Genomic DNA, 13,099 nt, shown 5'->3' on the forward strand with positions numbered 1-13,099 from the left:
TGGGAACCAGGAGTCCTTCCGGATGAAACGCATTTTCATTGGCGCGCTGGCCTTCATTGGAGCGCTGTCCATCCTCTTCGTGGTGGGTGTGGTGGGGCTCTTGATGCTCGCGGCGTCGAGCAAGCCGGGCGTGCCGTCCAACCTGGTGCTGGAGCTGGACCTCCAGCAGCCGCTGCCCGAGTACACGCTGGACACGTCCCTGGCGGGCGCGTTCGGCGAGGAGCCCACGTCACTCCGGGACGTCGTGGAGGGCCTGGAGAAGGCCGCCACGGACTCCCGGGTGAAGTCGCTGGTGGTGCGCATTGGCCAGCCGGGCAGCGCGGCGCAGGTGCAGGAGCTGCGGGACGCGGTGAAGGCGTTCCGCGCATCGGGCAAGCGGGCGGTGGCCTACGCGGACGGCTTCGGCGAGGCGGGCAACGGCACCGGCGCCTACTACCTCGCGAGCGCCTTCGACTCCGTCTACATCCAGCCCTCCGGCGACGTGGGGCTCACCGGCCTGACGATGGAGACGCCCTTCGCGCGTGACGCCTTCGCGAAGTTCGGCGTGAAGCCGGAGTTCGGCAAGCGCGCCGAGTTCAAGAACGCCGTCAACACCTTCACCGACGAGTCCTACGGCCCCCACCAGCGCGAGGCCACGGAGGCCTATGGCGGCAGCCTCTTCCGCCAGGTGGTGAAGGGCGTGGCCGAGGGCCGCAAGCTGTCCGAGGACGAGGTGCGCGCGCTCATCGACCGCGCGCCCTTCATGGGCCAGGCGGCCGTGGACGCGAAGCTGGTGGACGGGCTGCGCTACCGCGATGAAATCCACGACGAGCTCAAGCAGCAGGCCGGTGACGGCGCGGAGTTCCTCTACGTGGAGAAGTACCTGGAGCGCGCCGGCCGGCCGCACCAGACGGGCACCTCCACCATCGCGCTCATCTACGGCGTGGGCGAGGTGCTGCGCGGCAAGAGCCAGTCCAACCCGCTCGGCGGGCAGGTGATGGGCGGCGACACGGTGGCGGCGGCCTTCCGCAAGGCGGTGGAGGACCCGTCCGTGAAGGCCATCGTCTTCCGCGTGGACAGCCCGGGCGGCAGCTACTCCGCCAGCGACACCATCCGCCGGGAAGTGCAGCGCGCGCGCGAGGCGGGCAAGCCCGTCATCGTCACCATGGGCACGTACGCGGCCAGCGGCGGCTACTTCGTGGCCATGGCCGGGGACAAAATCGTGGCCCAGCCGGGCACGCTGACGGGCAGCATCGGCGTGTACAACGGCAAGTTCGTCACGTCGGAGCTGTGGGCGAAGCTGGGCGTGAACTTCGACACCATCGCCTTCGGCAAGAACGCCACCTTCGCCTCCTCCGACCAGGAGTTCACCCCCGAGCAGCGCGCGCAGCTGGAGTCCGAGCTGGACACCATCTACCTGGACTTCACCAGCCGCGCCGCCCAGGCGCGCAACATGCCGCTGGAGAAGCTGCAGGCGGTCGCGAAGGGGCGCGTGTGGACGGGTGAGGACGCGCTGGAGCGCGGGCTGGTGGACGCGCTCGGCGGCTACCCGAAGGCGCTGGAGCTGGCGAAGCAGGCCGCGAAGCTGGACAAGGACGCGCAGGTCCGCGTCGTCGTCTTCCCGCGCCCCCGGCCCACCGGACAGGTGCTGTCGGAGCTGTTGGGCAAGCACGAGGCGGACAACAGCGACGACGAGGCCGGAAGCCACGCCGCCATGTCCTCGCAGGTGCTGGAGCAGGTGCGGGCCGTGTACCGCGTGGGCGCGAAGCTGGGCCTCACCGGGCCGGGCGCGGAGGGGCGCATGCTGTACGCGCCGCTGCCGGAGGTGCGCTGGTAGCGCTCAGACGTGCAGGGGCACCGGGACGCGGCCCTCGTTGGGCCGCACCGGCCGCCCGAAGATGCTGTGGTAGCGCAAGCTGTGCGACGCGCAGCGGTGGCGCCGCGGATCGAACACCAGGCAGCTGGCCACCGGGCCCGCGTAGACGTGCAGCGTGATGCCCGGCGCGTTGCCGGCCACGCTCACCCGGTGAATGGAGGCGGCCGGGTCCCGGAAGTCCACGTGTCCGGCGCCCACCGGCCCCACGCGCACCGGCGCCCCCAGCCGCGCGAGGCCCGGCTCCGTCCCGCCCTCCAGGAGCGCGTAGTTCTCCAGGAGGAAGTGGCCGCGCTGGATGCTGAACCAGCACTCCTGGCCGTCATGGTCGTGGACGGGGGAGACGGTCCCCGGCGACCAGCAGTTGAGGATGATCTCCATGCCCTCGTCGCGGTGGACGAGGTTGCGCGTGTAGCGGCCCGGCAGGAAGTGCAGGTAGGGCTTGAGGCTGGAAGGCTCCAGCCGCAGCCCCGCCATCTCCGCGTCCACCCCGGCCAGGCCCCCGGGCGAAGCACGGCGCGCGCGGAGCATCCGCACGAACTCTCTCAGGCACGCATCAGCCATGCTTACAGGCTAGGGACGTCTGCGACATGCGGCCACCCTGGGGTCTGCCAATGAACGTCCGCTTTGTCGTCCCCCCCTCAAGGATTGAGGCGGGGTTCGTTGAAGAACGGTGAAGCGGTGGGAAGAAGTGGCCGAACGGCTCCTTCTGGGTCCGAGCAGGCAACCAACGCCTGGCCGCCCCCCATTCCCTCCGGTTTAGCTGTAAATTTACACCTTCCTGCCGTAGAGGGGGAGGGAGTGGTGGGTAGGTCGTCCCGGCCGAAGCACGGAGGGGGGCCGGAGGAGAGCGTGCGATGAAGAAGCGTCTGGGGGACATCCTGCTCGCGCGGGGTGTGGTGGATGCGTTGCAGCTGCAGTCCGCGCTGGCGTACCAGCGCAAGTGGGGCGCGGCGCTGGGGCAGGTGGTGGTGGACCAGCGCTTCTGCTCGGCGGAGGCGGTGCTGTCCGCGCTGGCGGCCCAGACGGGCGTGGAGGCCGTGGACCTGGACGCCTGCGCGCTGGACGCGTCGCTCGCGCGACTGATTCCGTGCAAGGTGGCGGAGGCCCACCGGGTGGTGCCGCTGCGCCTGGAAGGGCAGGGGATGCGCGAGGTGCTGGTGGTGGCCCTGGCCGCCCCGGCGAGCCTGGCCACGCTGGACGTGGTGAAGAGCGTGTCCGGCAAGGCGCGGGTGGTGCCCCGGCTGGCCACGGACGCGGCGCTGCAACGGGCCATCGGGAGGCTGTACCGGGGCGAGCCCGCGACGCCCCAGCGCCGTCCCGGGATGGAGGGCTTCACCCTGCCGGAGTGGGACGAGTCGCCGTCCATCGTGGTGGGCCAGTCCCTGGCGGAGCTGACGGACATGGCGGCTCCGGCCCCGGTGAAGCAGGGCGATGGCGAGGCCCTGCCCCTGCTGTCGCCCCTGGAGCCCGCGTGGACGCCGGCACCGGAGCCGCGCGTCACCGAGCACGAGCAGGTGCTGGTGTACGGCTGGGGCTCGGATGCGGCGGCCGGCCTGGTGCGGGTGCTGGGCGGAGCGGGCTTCACGGTGAAGGTGGCGAGCACGGCGGACGTGTGCGCCGCGAGCGAGGCACAGGTGGTGGTGGCGCCGCTGCCCGCGATGGAGGTGCTGGCGCAGCGGCTGCGCGCGCAGGTGCTGGTGGCGGGCAAGGCGCCGGAGCGGGACCTGCCCCGCGCCCAGGCCGTGCATGCGCGGGGCTTCGTGGCGGCGCCGGTGGATCCAGACCTGCTGCTGCACGCGGTGCGGCGACTGTCGCGCGCCTCCGGGGAAGCGCGCCTCAAGCACGCGAGCTGAGCGCCTCGGGCTTCTTCAGGGCACCGCGGCGAGCCGGGGCATCTCCTCCGGCGCGTCGGGGAGCCACAGCGCGCCCAGCTCCAGGGACACGGACGAGAAGGGCTCGGCGCGCACCAGGGCGTCGTCCTCGTGGCTCGCGGTGAGGAGCCAGCCGCGCTTGAGGCGCTGATAGACCTCCAGCGTGCGCGCGACGGGGTCCACCAGCCAGACGTAGGACACGCCGGCCCGTGCGTAGAGGGGCAGCTTGCGGGCGCGGTCCAGCGCGGTGGTGGCGGGGGTGAGCACCTCGCAGACCCAATCCGGCACCAGGGTGAAGAACGCGGCGCCGGGCTCCGGCGGGGCGGCCACGCGCTCACGGCGCCAGGCGGCCAGGTCGGGCACGAGGATGTCCTCGCCCAGGTGCAGCTCCGGCGCGCGCAGGAAGCACCAGCGGCCGTTGCCGCCACGGCGCGGGTCCAGCCGCTCTCCCAGCTCCACGCCCATCATGAAGGCCGCGCGCGCGGGCGCCACGGAGAGGCGGGGCGAGGCCACCAGCTCGCCATCGAGGACTTCCCCGACCCAGCCCGAAGGAAGCGCCGAGAGCAGGGAGAGGGAGGTGGGTTGAAGGTGCTGAAGTGCCGTCATGAATCCTCGGGGAGCGCCGGTGAACGCGAGGCATTCTAGGGAGGGGTCTGACATGCGGACCGCCGCCCGCCGGGCACTACTTCCCGATGCAGAAGCGCTGGAAAAGGGTGTCCAGAAGGGCATCGGAGACGCTGGTTCCGGACACCTCGCCCAGGGCCTCCAGCGCGAGCCCGACCTCGCCGGAGAGGACCTCCAGGGTGGACACCCGTGACGCGTCTTCCGCGCGGCCCAGCGCCTCGGCGGTGCGACGCAGGGCATCCGCGTGACGCTCCGAAACGAGCGCTACCGCCGAGGGCGTGCCACCGCCCCACAGCCGCGTGAGCACGGACGTCCGCAGCGCCTCCACGCCTTCGCCCGTGAGGCCGCTGACGCGCGGCGGGGCAGTGGCTTCGGCTTCCGCGCCAGGCATGACGTCGCACTTGCCGGTGACGACGAACACGGGCGTGGCACCGGCCTCCCGAGTCCACGACGCGGCCTCTTCACGCGAGGTCCCCGGCGGCAGCACGAGCACGGCCAGGTCCACGGCCGCGAGCAGCTCGCGTGTCCGCGCGATGCCCAGCGCCTCCACGCGGCCCGGGGCCTCGCGCAGGCCCGCGGTGTCGTAGAGCGTGACGCCCAGGCCCTCCCACTCGACGCGGGCCTCCAGCGCGTCTCGCGTGGTGCCGGGCTCGGCGTCCACCAGCGCGCGGGCCTCGCCCACCAGCCGGTTGAACAGCGTGGACTTGCCCGCGTTCACCGGACCGTAGAGCGCCACGCGCGCGCCCTGGCGCACCAGCCGTCCACGGCCCACCTCCGCGCGCAGCGCCTCCGCGACGGCGCGCAGCTCCGCGACGCGAGGAACTGCTTCCGCGTCCGCGCCCTCCGCCTCGTCCGGGAAGTTGAGGACGCCCTCCAGGTCCGCGTGCAGCTCGCGGAGAGGGGTCTCCAGCGCGCGGATCCGTTCGGCCAACGCGCCGGACAGCCCGGCCGCCGCGGCGCGCACGGCCGCCTCCGAATCCGCGGCCACCAGGTCCGCGACGGCCTCCGCGCGGGTCAGGTCGATGCGGCCGTTCAGGAACGCGCGCCGGGTGAACTCACCGGGAAGCGCCGGACGCACGCGCTCGTCCTCCAGCGCCCTCGCGAGCAGCAGCCGCAACAGGCGGGGACTGCCGTGCGCCTGCAGCTCCACCACGTCCTCGCCGGTGAACGACCGGGGCGCCTGGAAGTAGAGGAACAGCCCCTCATCCAGCACCGCACCCGCCGCGTCCACGAACGACGCCAGGTACGCATGGCGCGGAGTCGGGGAGGCGGGGACTCCGGGCGCGAGCCTCCGCCCCACCTCCAGCGCGGCCGGTCCGGACACCCGGAGGATGCCCACCGCCCCCGAGGCAGGTGCGGTGGCGAGGGCGACGATGGTGGCGGAGTCAGACGTCATGGCAGGGCAGGGGGCACCGGAGGCCGGGCACACGCGCATGACTCCCTGCCCTTGAACCTACCGGACGCCCTGCGGCGGCGTGGATCCGCGAGCGGCGCGCTCCACGTCGTCGCGGTGCTCCTCGATGTACTTCTCCACCTCCGCGTCGTCGACCTCCAGGTCGCGCAGCACGCCCGGGTAGACGAAGCGGAACGCCGGAGACTCCTCGTCCCCGCGCAGGCGGAAGCTCATCTTCAGCACCGCCGCGCCGTACAGCTTGTCCTTCAAACCCTTCGCCTTACCCATTCGCTCCTCTCGCGCCCGCCGGCGGTCCCAAGCGGGCACACCCGCTCAGGCGTCGGCGTCGTCCTCGTCGTCGTCCGGCAGCAGGCTCCGCTTGGGCATCGGGGCGGGCTTCGCCGGGGTGAACACCACGCGTCGGTTGCGGCCTTCGCCTTCCGCCGCCACCTTCACTCCACCCACTCCTTCTACTGCCTTCAGGACGCGCGCGCGGTCCTCAGTCTTCATCGCGGCGAACGCATAGAAGCGGCCCAGGCTGGCGGACTTCTCCGCGAGCTTGCGGACGGCCTCCCGGAACGCCGGATCCTCCTCGACCTGCAGCGCGCGCTCGTCCGCCTCCGAGGCCTTCGCGGAGGCCTGGGCCTGCGCGGGCTTCGCGGCCTGCTGCGCCGGCTGGCCACCCCGGGCGTTGCGTGCCTCTCGCGGCGCGGCCGGAGCGGGAGCAGCCCCCCGGGCCGGCGCCTGCGCGGGCGAGGAGGCCGCCGCCTGGGCCACGGCCGCGACCGGAGCCGAAGCAGGGGCCGGCGGCTGCGGCGCGGCCTCACGGCGCTGGCGGGGCTCCGGGTGCGCGCCCGCACCCAGCATCACCCAGCGGCGCTCCACGCCAGGGCGGTGGAGCATCTTGTTGAGCAGGAACTGGAGCGAATCCAGCACCTGGCTGCGCTTGCCCGGCTCCACGCCCGGAGGCGCGCCGGACTCGAAGTGGAGCGCCACGGACAGGCTGCCGTCGGCGGTGTCCTGCAGCTCCAGCCGCGCCGGGAACCCCATCAGCCCGAGGATGTCCGTGAGCAGCTTCTCCACCCGGGGGCGGAAGTCCGCGCCGCCCGCCGCCACGCCCTGAGTCCCGCTCACTTGCGTTTGCCTCCCCCGGCGGTGATGACCGCCGGTGTCCCGCCGCCCGTCTGGTTCTTCTTGCGGTCCAGCCACTTGCGCAGGCCCCACTGCTGGCCAATGGAGAGCACGTTGTTCGTGAAGATGTAGAGCGACAGGCCCGCCGGGTACTGCAGCAGCGTGAAGGTGAAGATGATGGGCATGATCCACGTCATCATCCGCGCCTGCGCCGCGTCCATCATCTGCGGCTGCATCTTCTGCGTGATGATCATCGACACGCCCAGCGCCAGCGGCAGGATGTACGTCGGATCCTTGTAGGTGAGGTCGCGCCAGATGGGGCCGAAGAAGGGCTCGCCGTAGATTTCGAAGCTGTTGCGCAGCGACGTGAACAGCGCGATCCACACCGGCATCTGGATGAGCAGCGGCAGACAGCCGCCCAGGGGGTTCACCTTCGCCTCCTGGTACAGCTTCATGATCTCCAGGTTCTGGCGCTCCTTGTCGTCCGCGAACTTCTTGCGGATCTCATCCATCTTCGGCTGGAGCACCTTCACCGCCTCCATGCTGACCATGGAGCGGTAGGTGAGCGGCAGGAGCGCCAGCTTCACCACCACGGTGAGCAGGATGATGGCGACGCCCCAGTTGCCCACGATGCCGTGGAAGAACTTCATGACGGCGAGCAGGATCTTGCAGACCACCGCCCAGATGCCGAAGTCGACCGTGTCCTCCAGCATGGGGTGGAAGGCCGTGGTGGACAGGCCGGCCACGGCGCGCAGCTCCGTGCCGGGCACGATGCGCAGGAGGTCCGGATCCTTGGGGCCCAGGTAGCCGCCGAAGCGGAACGTGGCCACCTGGCCGGGGCCCACGTTGAGCGGGAAGCCCGCGGACACCTCGCGCGCGGTGGGCGTGGCGGTCAGCGTGCAGTGGCCGTTGAGCGCGCCGTCCAGCGGGTAGAGCGCGGACAGGAAGTACTGCTGGTTGATGCCGAAGAAGGAGATGGGCCCCTTCGTCTCCTCGGGCGGCTTGTCGCCCGGGGACAGGTTGTGGAGCTTGTCCTCCACCCAGCACGCGGAGCGGCTCAGGTTGCCCACGCCGCCGAAGAAGGACGGCGCGTGCTCGAACTCCGGGTCGATGGCGCGGCCGTAGTGCACCTTGAGCTCACCCGACTGCGCCTGGGCGGAGGTGTTGCGCACCTGGAGGGTGTAGGTGAACTCGAAGCCGTCGCGCGGCCACACGAGGGTCTTCGTGACCTCCCACGGGCCCTGGCGGCCGGTGAACGCCACGCTGCCGCCGTTGCCGGTGGAGCCCTCCTGCACGGCGTAGCGGGTGTTCGCCGCCAGCGGCGCGCCGCCTTCGATGGTCACCGCGAGCGGCAGGGGCTGGCCGGCCACCGGGTGCGCCACGTTCATCTGCGGCGGCGGGGGGATGTCCTTGCCGAAGAGCTTCTCGAAGCCCTCCTTGACGGTGAGCGACTGCTGCTCGCGCATCTTCGTGCCCTGGAGCACGGCGGAGGTGAGGCCGGCGCCCTCGGAGGAGAAGGTGTACTTCACCTCCGGGCGGCTGAACTCCACGGTGCGCGCAGGCGGGAGCGGGGCCTCCGCGTGGGTGCCCGCGTCCTCGCCGGTGGCGCCCGGCGGCGGCACGGCGGCCATGCCCGGGGTGCCGGCGTCGGTCGTCGCGGCGATTTCCACGCCCGCGTCCGCGCCTTCCGCGCCCGGGGGCGGCCCCTTGGGGGCGAAGAAGAAGGTGTAGGCGGCGGTGGCCGCGAAGGAGAGGGCGAGCGCCAGGAGCAGCCGCTTCTGCGAATCGTTGGACTGGGGCGACAGCGGGTCGTTCGTCATGGAGTTCCCTGTGCCAGCGGCAAGGCGCCGGAGGGCGGGCGGAAGCAAACCGTCAGGGGACGGGATCGAATCCACCGGGGTGGAATGGCTGGCAGCGCAGCAGGCGCCAGACGGTGAGGGCGCTGCCCTTCAAGCCGCCGTGCTTCTCCAGCGCCTGCATGGCGTAGGTGGAGCACGAGGGATGGAACCTACACGCCTTCGGCAGCAGCGGCCCCAGGAACCGCCGGTAGAAGCGGATGGGCAGGGCGATGACGAAGGCGAGTGGACTCATGGGGCGGCAGGCTCTTTAGGCGGCACGCGGGGTGCTGGAAAGAGCCGTTGCAGCTTACGGGTGACGCCGTCGAACGCACGGGAAACTTGTGCGAAGGAGGCTTCCTTCGCCGAGGAGCGAACGACCAGGACTACGTCGAGACCGGGGGGCCATTGCCCGCGGTGCTTGCGGAACAGCTCGCGGAGCACTCTGCGCAGGCGTGCGCGCACCACCGCGTTGCCCACCTTGCTGGAGACGGTGAGCCCTACGCGGGAGTGCGCCCGGTTGTTGCGTTGAACGAGGGCCAGGAGGCAGTCGGACGGAACCTTCTGACCGCCCTCCTGGACTTCGAGGAACTCACGGCGCTGGAGCAGGCGAAGGGCCTTGGGGAAGCGCTCGTCGGTTGCCTGAGGCACCCGCGGCGCCGCTCCCTCGGCCATCGTCCGTGCGTCCAGTTACTTCTTGAACGACGACACCACCAGGCGCTTACGGCCCTTGGCCCGGCGGCGCTTGAGGACATCCCGGCCGCCCTTGGTGGCATTCCGCTTACGGAACCCGTGGGCGCGGTTGCGCCGGATCTTCGACGGCTGGTACGTGCGCTTGGACACAACGACTCCTGAAGGCTGAAGGCGGCGCCAATCACCGGCGCGACCCGTACAGTGGAAAGGGGGCGTCCGTAACCCTATTTCCTGGACAAGTCAATCAAGGATCACCTCGACCTTACCCAAAATACTCTGGCCGGGCGGGACGGTCCCGATCATGTGGGGAAATGGGGCGGAAGGCGAGAGCCGAGTGCCAGAATGATCCATCCGAGGGTTTGGCGAGGATCGCGTTAGGCCGCGCTCCACCCCGACATGGATGGCGGGTGACTGAATCAAGAGGGGGTCGAAATATTCGCTCGAAATTCGAGCATAAACGTTGACCACATGAATCTTGGTTCAGGTCTCTGTGCACTACCCGGCGGGTCTTTTCGCCCTTGAGAGGCCCGGAGCATTGCCCACCCCGCAACAGTCGCCACCTTGCCTGCCAGCCCGCGCACATGCCGTGCGTGTGGAGGCGCCAAGGAGGCCGCGCAGAGGAAAGCGACTGAGAGGAGAGGGAGCGGGCCCGGAAGAGGGGCCACAGCGAAAGAGAGGGGGAGCGGGCTGCGCCAACAGCCCGGACCCCCGGAACAACTGAACGAGGCCAGGTCGGCCGCGCTCATCCTGTCAGGGACGAGTGCAGGGTAGGCACCACCGACCGGCGCGTCCAGTGCCGGGAGGGGTGTGCCTCGGGAGAAGTCCATTGCCGAGCGCTTCGACGCGTACGTGGAGGCGGTGGGTGGGCGGCTGTACCGGCCCAACCGCCGCTTCCTGCGGGACGCCCTCTTCGGCCTGCTGGAGAACCGCAGCTCCCTCCTCTCCAACATCGGCCGGGCCTTGGACGAGCCTCGGAAGCTCATCCACACCGAGAAGCGTCTCTCCCGAGGCCTCTCTTCCACGCGCTACGACGACGCGGCCGTGGAGGCTGACTACCTGAAGCTGGTGGCCCCACTCCTACGAGACGAGCGCTACACGCGGCCCACCATCGCGGTCGACCTGACGGACATCACCAAGCCACGGGCCAGGAAGATGCCGTACCTGGCGACGGTGCACGACGGCAGCACGGGTGAGCTCGGCACTGGCTACAACATCATCTCCGTGGAAGCTGTGGGCGTGCAGGGTCGGCGAATCCCCCTCATGTCCAGGCTCTTCTCGAGCAAGTCGCCGGAGTACAAGAGCCACAGCGCCTCGTACATGCCGGTGGTCAAGGCCGTGGCACAGCAGGTCCCAAAGGACGCATTCTGGGCCTTTGACATTGGCTTCGACAGCCAGGACCGCTTCAACGACTTCAATGCGCTGGGCCTGCGGTACGCCATCCGCCTCAAGTTTGAGGGGAAGCGCACCCTCTTCACTCCATTGGGGAACGTGAATCCGAGCGAGTTGGCAGCGCGGTGTCCGCGGCCACACCGCCACCGGATCCGGCGGCTTCAAGGGCGCAAGACGCCTATCCATCATGTCGAAGTCGGCTGGGTGCCGGACGTCTACCTCCAGCGCTACAGGCCAGGGGGGAACTCTATGAAGTCCCCTGGGGAGACCCGGTACTCCGTGGTCTTCGCTGGTGGAGGACTCATCGGCCAAAAGCCGCTCGCCATCATCACCAACGAGAACGTCCGCACCGCAGAGGACGCGAACCGCGTCGTGGACGCCTACCTGGACCGATGGGGCATCGAGGAAGCCAACCGCTTCGTGAAGCAGGGCTTCGACTTGGAGGACGTCCGCGCCCTCACGTGGACGGGGCTGCGGCGCATGGTGCAGCTCGTCTACCTCGCCTACGGCTTCCTCGCGCTCCTCGTCCACGGCCCACGCGCACAGGTGGAGCGCCTCGCCGCGACCTTCAAAGCGTTCGGCCCGCTGCCGAGGTACCTGTACTACCGACTCCTGGAAGGCATCGGCCGCGTATTACGCCCGTCCATGGACGGCGGCCCTTGAGGTGCCCACGCGTCCGGAGGCAGCCTCTTCTTCAATCGTCGTCGCGGTCGCCGCTGAAGCGAACGTCGACGGACCTCTCGTGCTCTTTCCGCTCGGCGTCAGTGGGCTTCCGTCGTGGTCGAGTAGGCAGTTCGCCGCCACGGGGGCCACACCAGTCGAAGCAGGCCATGCAGACCTCTGGGTTCGTAGGGGCCGTCTGCTGTGGCGTCATCTCCCTGCCACAGCGCTCACAGCGAGATTTCGGCAGGCCGACGATCATGAACGGCTCCCCGTCCGGGATGAGATGAAGGGTCAGGGCAAGGGTATGCCAGCGGCAGGTGGCAGGTGAAATTCCGTTCAGCTCGCAGATGCACTCCGCCTCTGGGAGTTGGGAGTACATCACTCTAAGTTGACACCCGGGACGTTGGAAGGCTATAGCCTTACTGGTAAGCAACAGCCTTCCAAGGTGCCCTCATGGGTGAATCCGTCTTCGGAAACTTCATTCGAGCTCGCCGCGTAGCCGCCGGCTTGAGCCTGCGGGCGGTGGCCGACCGTGTTGGTGTGACACACGTCTACCTCGGCGAGGTTGAGCGCGGGGTGCGCCCTCCGCTCAACAAGAAGCACTGGCCCGCCCTCATCGAGATCGTTCCGAACCTCACCGAGGCGGAGTTGGAGATGCAGTCCGCCCAGACGAAGCCGGTGCAGCTCGCCTTGGGGGATGCCCCGCCGCGCTACCAGGAACTTGGACTCGCGCTCGCCCGCCGGATTGAACGCCGCGACCTCGGGAACCGTGAAATGGACGAGTTGCTGCGCCTGCTGAAGGGAGAGGACGAGTGAGCGCGCTTCAGGGCGAAGACACCATCTCCATGCCGCCCCTGCGCATGGCGACCATTGAGGACGTAGCCGACGCGTTCCTGGGCTCCTTCTTTCCACAGGCGCAACAGAGCCCCATGCCCGTGGACTTGCTGCACCTGGCCGAGGCCGTGTTGCCGCGCTACGGCATCTACGTGTCGCCGGCGAGCGTGACGGAGATGGGCGACAACCTGGGGCTGACGGATCCTTCCGGGTCCACGACCGAAATCCTCATCCGTGAGGACCTGTGGGACAACATGCTCCGGGGAGGCCCTGCGGCGAATCGGGCCCGAGCAACGTTGGCGCACGAGTTCGGCCACGCCGTGTTGCACACGCCTGTCATCCGGCGGCGCCGCATCTCGCCGCAGACTCAGCACCTTTTGGCCCGCGTCTCCAGGGAGGAGGTTCCGCCCTACATGTGTGCCGAGTGGCAGGCCTGGGCCTTCGCGGGCTGCATCCTGGCTCCGCGGCGCACCATCGCCATGATCCCGAATCCCACTTTGAGGGACGTGGCGAGCACTTACGCGATCAGCACCGGGATGCTTGAACAGCATCTGCGGCGGATCCGTGTCAGAATGTCATAGTAGAGGGGCCCGACTACCCACCAGGCAGGCATCAGCCGCCCCGGAATACAATTCAGGAAGTCGATCGCGGATCGCCCACAATCAGCTTGACCATGCGTCAAGCCCATGCGAAGGTGGCGATCGTAGAAAAGGAGATGTCCTCCGATGTAAACATCAGGAAGAAGAGCTCGATTCCCTGAGACAGAGGCCACGGTGCGCTAACACCGTGACTCTCATGGTGAGACGTCCAC

Annotated in this window: 14 protein-coding genes; 5 read left to right on the forward strand and 9 right to left on the reverse strand. The window is 69.6% G+C overall.

What is annotated here, in order from left to right:
• Nucleotides 1–22: 22 nt before the first annotated feature.
• Nucleotides 23–1,816: a signal peptide peptidase SppA gene (gene sppA / locus D7X96_RS15860; protein ID WP_120548173.1), complete on the forward strand. Its 1,794-nt coding sequence runs from the start codon at nucleotides 23–25 to the stop codon at nucleotides 1,814–1,816.
• Between the two features lie 3 nt (nucleotides 1,817–1,819).
• Here the strand turns inward: sppA and D7X96_RS15865 are convergent, their stop codons facing one another.
• Nucleotides 1,820–2,383, reverse strand: coding sequence for a cysteine dioxygenase (locus D7X96_RS15865; RefSeq protein ID WP_244219598.1), 564 nt, complete (start codon nucleotides 2,381–2,383; stop codon nucleotides 1,820–1,822).
• 326 nt (nucleotides 2,384–2,709) lie between these two features.
• Here D7X96_RS15865 and D7X96_RS15870 point away from each other — a divergent pair, with 326 nt between their 5' ends.
• Nucleotides 2,710–3,708, forward strand: a complete 999-nt coding sequence (locus tag D7X96_RS15870; RefSeq protein ID WP_121770099.1) for a GspE/PulE/PilB domain-containing protein — start codon at nucleotides 2,710–2,712, stop codon at nucleotides 3,706–3,708.
• A gap of 15 nt (nucleotides 3,709–3,723) precedes the next feature.
• On the opposite strand, the gene D7X96_RS15875 is transcribed toward D7X96_RS15870, so the two are convergent.
• The 8 genes from D7X96_RS15875 to rpmH all read right to left on the reverse strand — a co-directional run bounded on the left by D7X96_RS15875 (nucleotide 3,724) and on the right by rpmH (nucleotide 9,552).
• The gene (locus D7X96_RS15875) at nucleotides 3,724–4,332 is read right to left on the reverse strand and encodes a Uma2 family endonuclease (RefSeq protein ID WP_121770100.1); all 609 of its coding nucleotides are present in this window, start codon (nucleotides 4,330–4,332) and stop codon (nucleotides 3,724–3,726) included.
• Nucleotides 4,333–4,408: 76 nt separating this feature from the next.
• Nucleotides 4,409–5,746, reverse strand: coding sequence for a tRNA uridine-5-carboxymethylaminomethyl(34) synthesis GTPase MnmE (gene mnmE / locus D7X96_RS15880; RefSeq protein WP_121770101.1), 1,338 nt, complete (start codon nucleotides 5,744–5,746; stop codon nucleotides 4,409–4,411).
• 57 nt (nucleotides 5,747–5,803) lie between these two features.
• Entirely contained in the window at nucleotides 5,804–6,031 is a 228-nt protein-coding gene (locus tag D7X96_RS15885) for a hypothetical protein (RefSeq protein ID WP_014400867.1), read from the reverse strand.
• Nucleotides 6,032–6,076: 45 nt separating this feature from the next.
• On the reverse strand, nucleotides 6,077–6,877 hold the full coding sequence (locus D7X96_RS15890; protein ID WP_121723680.1) for a hypothetical protein: 801 nt from the start codon (nucleotides 6,875–6,877) through the stop codon (nucleotides 6,077–6,079).
• Nucleotides 6,874–8,694, reverse strand: a complete 1,821-nt coding sequence (yidC, locus tag D7X96_RS15895; RefSeq protein WP_121770102.1) for a membrane protein insertase YidC — start codon at nucleotides 8,692–8,694, stop codon at nucleotides 6,874–6,876. The genes D7X96_RS15890 and yidC overlap by 4 nt, the downstream gene beginning before the upstream one ends.
• Nucleotides 8,695–8,746: 52 nt before the next feature.
• Nucleotides 8,747–8,965, reverse strand: coding sequence for a membrane protein insertion efficiency factor YidD (yidD, locus tag D7X96_RS15900; protein ID WP_014400870.1), 219 nt, complete (start codon nucleotides 8,963–8,965; stop codon nucleotides 8,747–8,749).
• The gene (gene rnpA, locus D7X96_RS15905; protein ID WP_120548166.1) at nucleotides 8,962–9,384 is read right to left on the reverse strand and encodes a ribonuclease P protein component; all 423 of its coding nucleotides are present in this window, start codon (nucleotides 9,382–9,384) and stop codon (nucleotides 8,962–8,964) included. The genes yidD and rnpA overlap by 4 nt, the downstream gene beginning before the upstream one ends.
• A gap of 15 nt (nucleotides 9,385–9,399) precedes the next feature.
• The gene (rpmH, locus tag D7X96_RS15910) at nucleotides 9,400–9,552 is read right to left on the reverse strand and encodes a 50S ribosomal protein L34 (RefSeq protein WP_120526629.1); all 153 of its coding nucleotides are present in this window, start codon (nucleotides 9,550–9,552) and stop codon (nucleotides 9,400–9,402) included.
• A 657-nt stretch (nucleotides 9,553–10,209) separates the two neighbouring features.
• Between rpmH and D7X96_RS15915 the strand changes: the two genes are divergently transcribed.
• The 3 genes from D7X96_RS15915 to D7X96_RS15925 all read left to right on the forward strand — a co-directional run bounded on the left by D7X96_RS15915 (nucleotide 10,210) and on the right by D7X96_RS15925 (nucleotide 12,869).
• Nucleotides 10,210–11,454, forward strand: coding sequence for a transposase (locus D7X96_RS15915; RefSeq protein ID WP_121770103.1), 1,245 nt, complete (start codon nucleotides 10,210–10,212; stop codon nucleotides 11,452–11,454).
• 453 nt (nucleotides 11,455–11,907) lie between these two features.
• Nucleotides 11,908–12,270 (forward strand): helix-turn-helix domain-containing protein, encoded by a 363-nt coding sequence (locus D7X96_RS15920; protein WP_121770104.1) that lies wholly within the window; start codon nucleotides 11,908–11,910, stop codon nucleotides 12,268–12,270.
• Entirely contained in the window at nucleotides 12,267–12,869 is a 603-nt protein-coding gene (locus D7X96_RS15925; protein WP_121770105.1) for an ImmA/IrrE family metallo-endopeptidase, read from the forward strand. Before D7X96_RS15920 ends, D7X96_RS15925 begins: the two co-directional genes overlap by 4 nt.
• Nucleotides 12,870–13,099 lie beyond the last annotated feature (230 nt).

Source organism: Corallococcus interemptor (genome assembly GCF_003668875.1).
GTDB lineage: Bacteria > Myxococcota > Myxococcia > Myxococcales > Myxococcaceae > Corallococcus > Corallococcus interemptor.

Bases quoted from the DNA above. Each gene is read 5' to 3' on its own strand.
- mnmE (WP_121770101.1), bottom strand. From the start codon at position 5,746: ATGACGTCTGACTCCGCCACCATCGTCGCCCTCGCCACCGCACCTGCC.
- yidC (WP_121770102.1), bottom strand. From the start codon at position 8,694: ATGACGAACGACCCGCTGTCGCCCCAGTCCAACGATTCGCAGAAGCGG.
- D7X96_RS15870 (WP_121770099.1), top strand. From the start codon at position 2,710: ATGAAGAAGCGTCTGGGGGACATCCTGCTCGCGCGGGGTGTGGTGGAT.
- yidD (WP_014400870.1), bottom strand. From the start codon at position 8,965: ATGAGTCCACTCGCCTTCGTCATCGCCCTGCCCATCCGCTTCTACCGG.
- D7X96_RS15865 (WP_244219598.1), bottom strand. From the start codon at position 2,383: ATGCTCCGCGCGCGCCGTGCTTCGCCCGGGGGCCTGGCCGGGGTGGAC.
- rnpA (WP_120548166.1), bottom strand. From the start codon at position 9,384: ATGGCCGAGGGAGCGGCGCCGCGGGTGCCTCAGGCAACCGACGAGCGC.
- D7X96_RS15875 (WP_121770100.1), bottom strand. From the start codon at position 4,332: ATGACGGCACTTCAGCACCTTCAACCCACCTCCCTCTCCCTGCTCTCG.
- D7X96_RS15920 (WP_121770104.1), top strand. From the start codon at position 11,908: ATGGGTGAATCCGTCTTCGGAAACTTCATTCGAGCTCGCCGCGTAGCC.
- sppA (WP_120548173.1), top strand. From the start codon at position 23: ATGAAACGCATTTTCATTGGCGCGCTGGCCTTCATTGGAGCGCTGTCC.
- D7X96_RS15885 (WP_014400867.1), bottom strand. From the start codon at position 6,031: ATGGGTAAGGCGAAGGGTTTGAAGGACAAGCTGTACGGCGCGGCGGTG.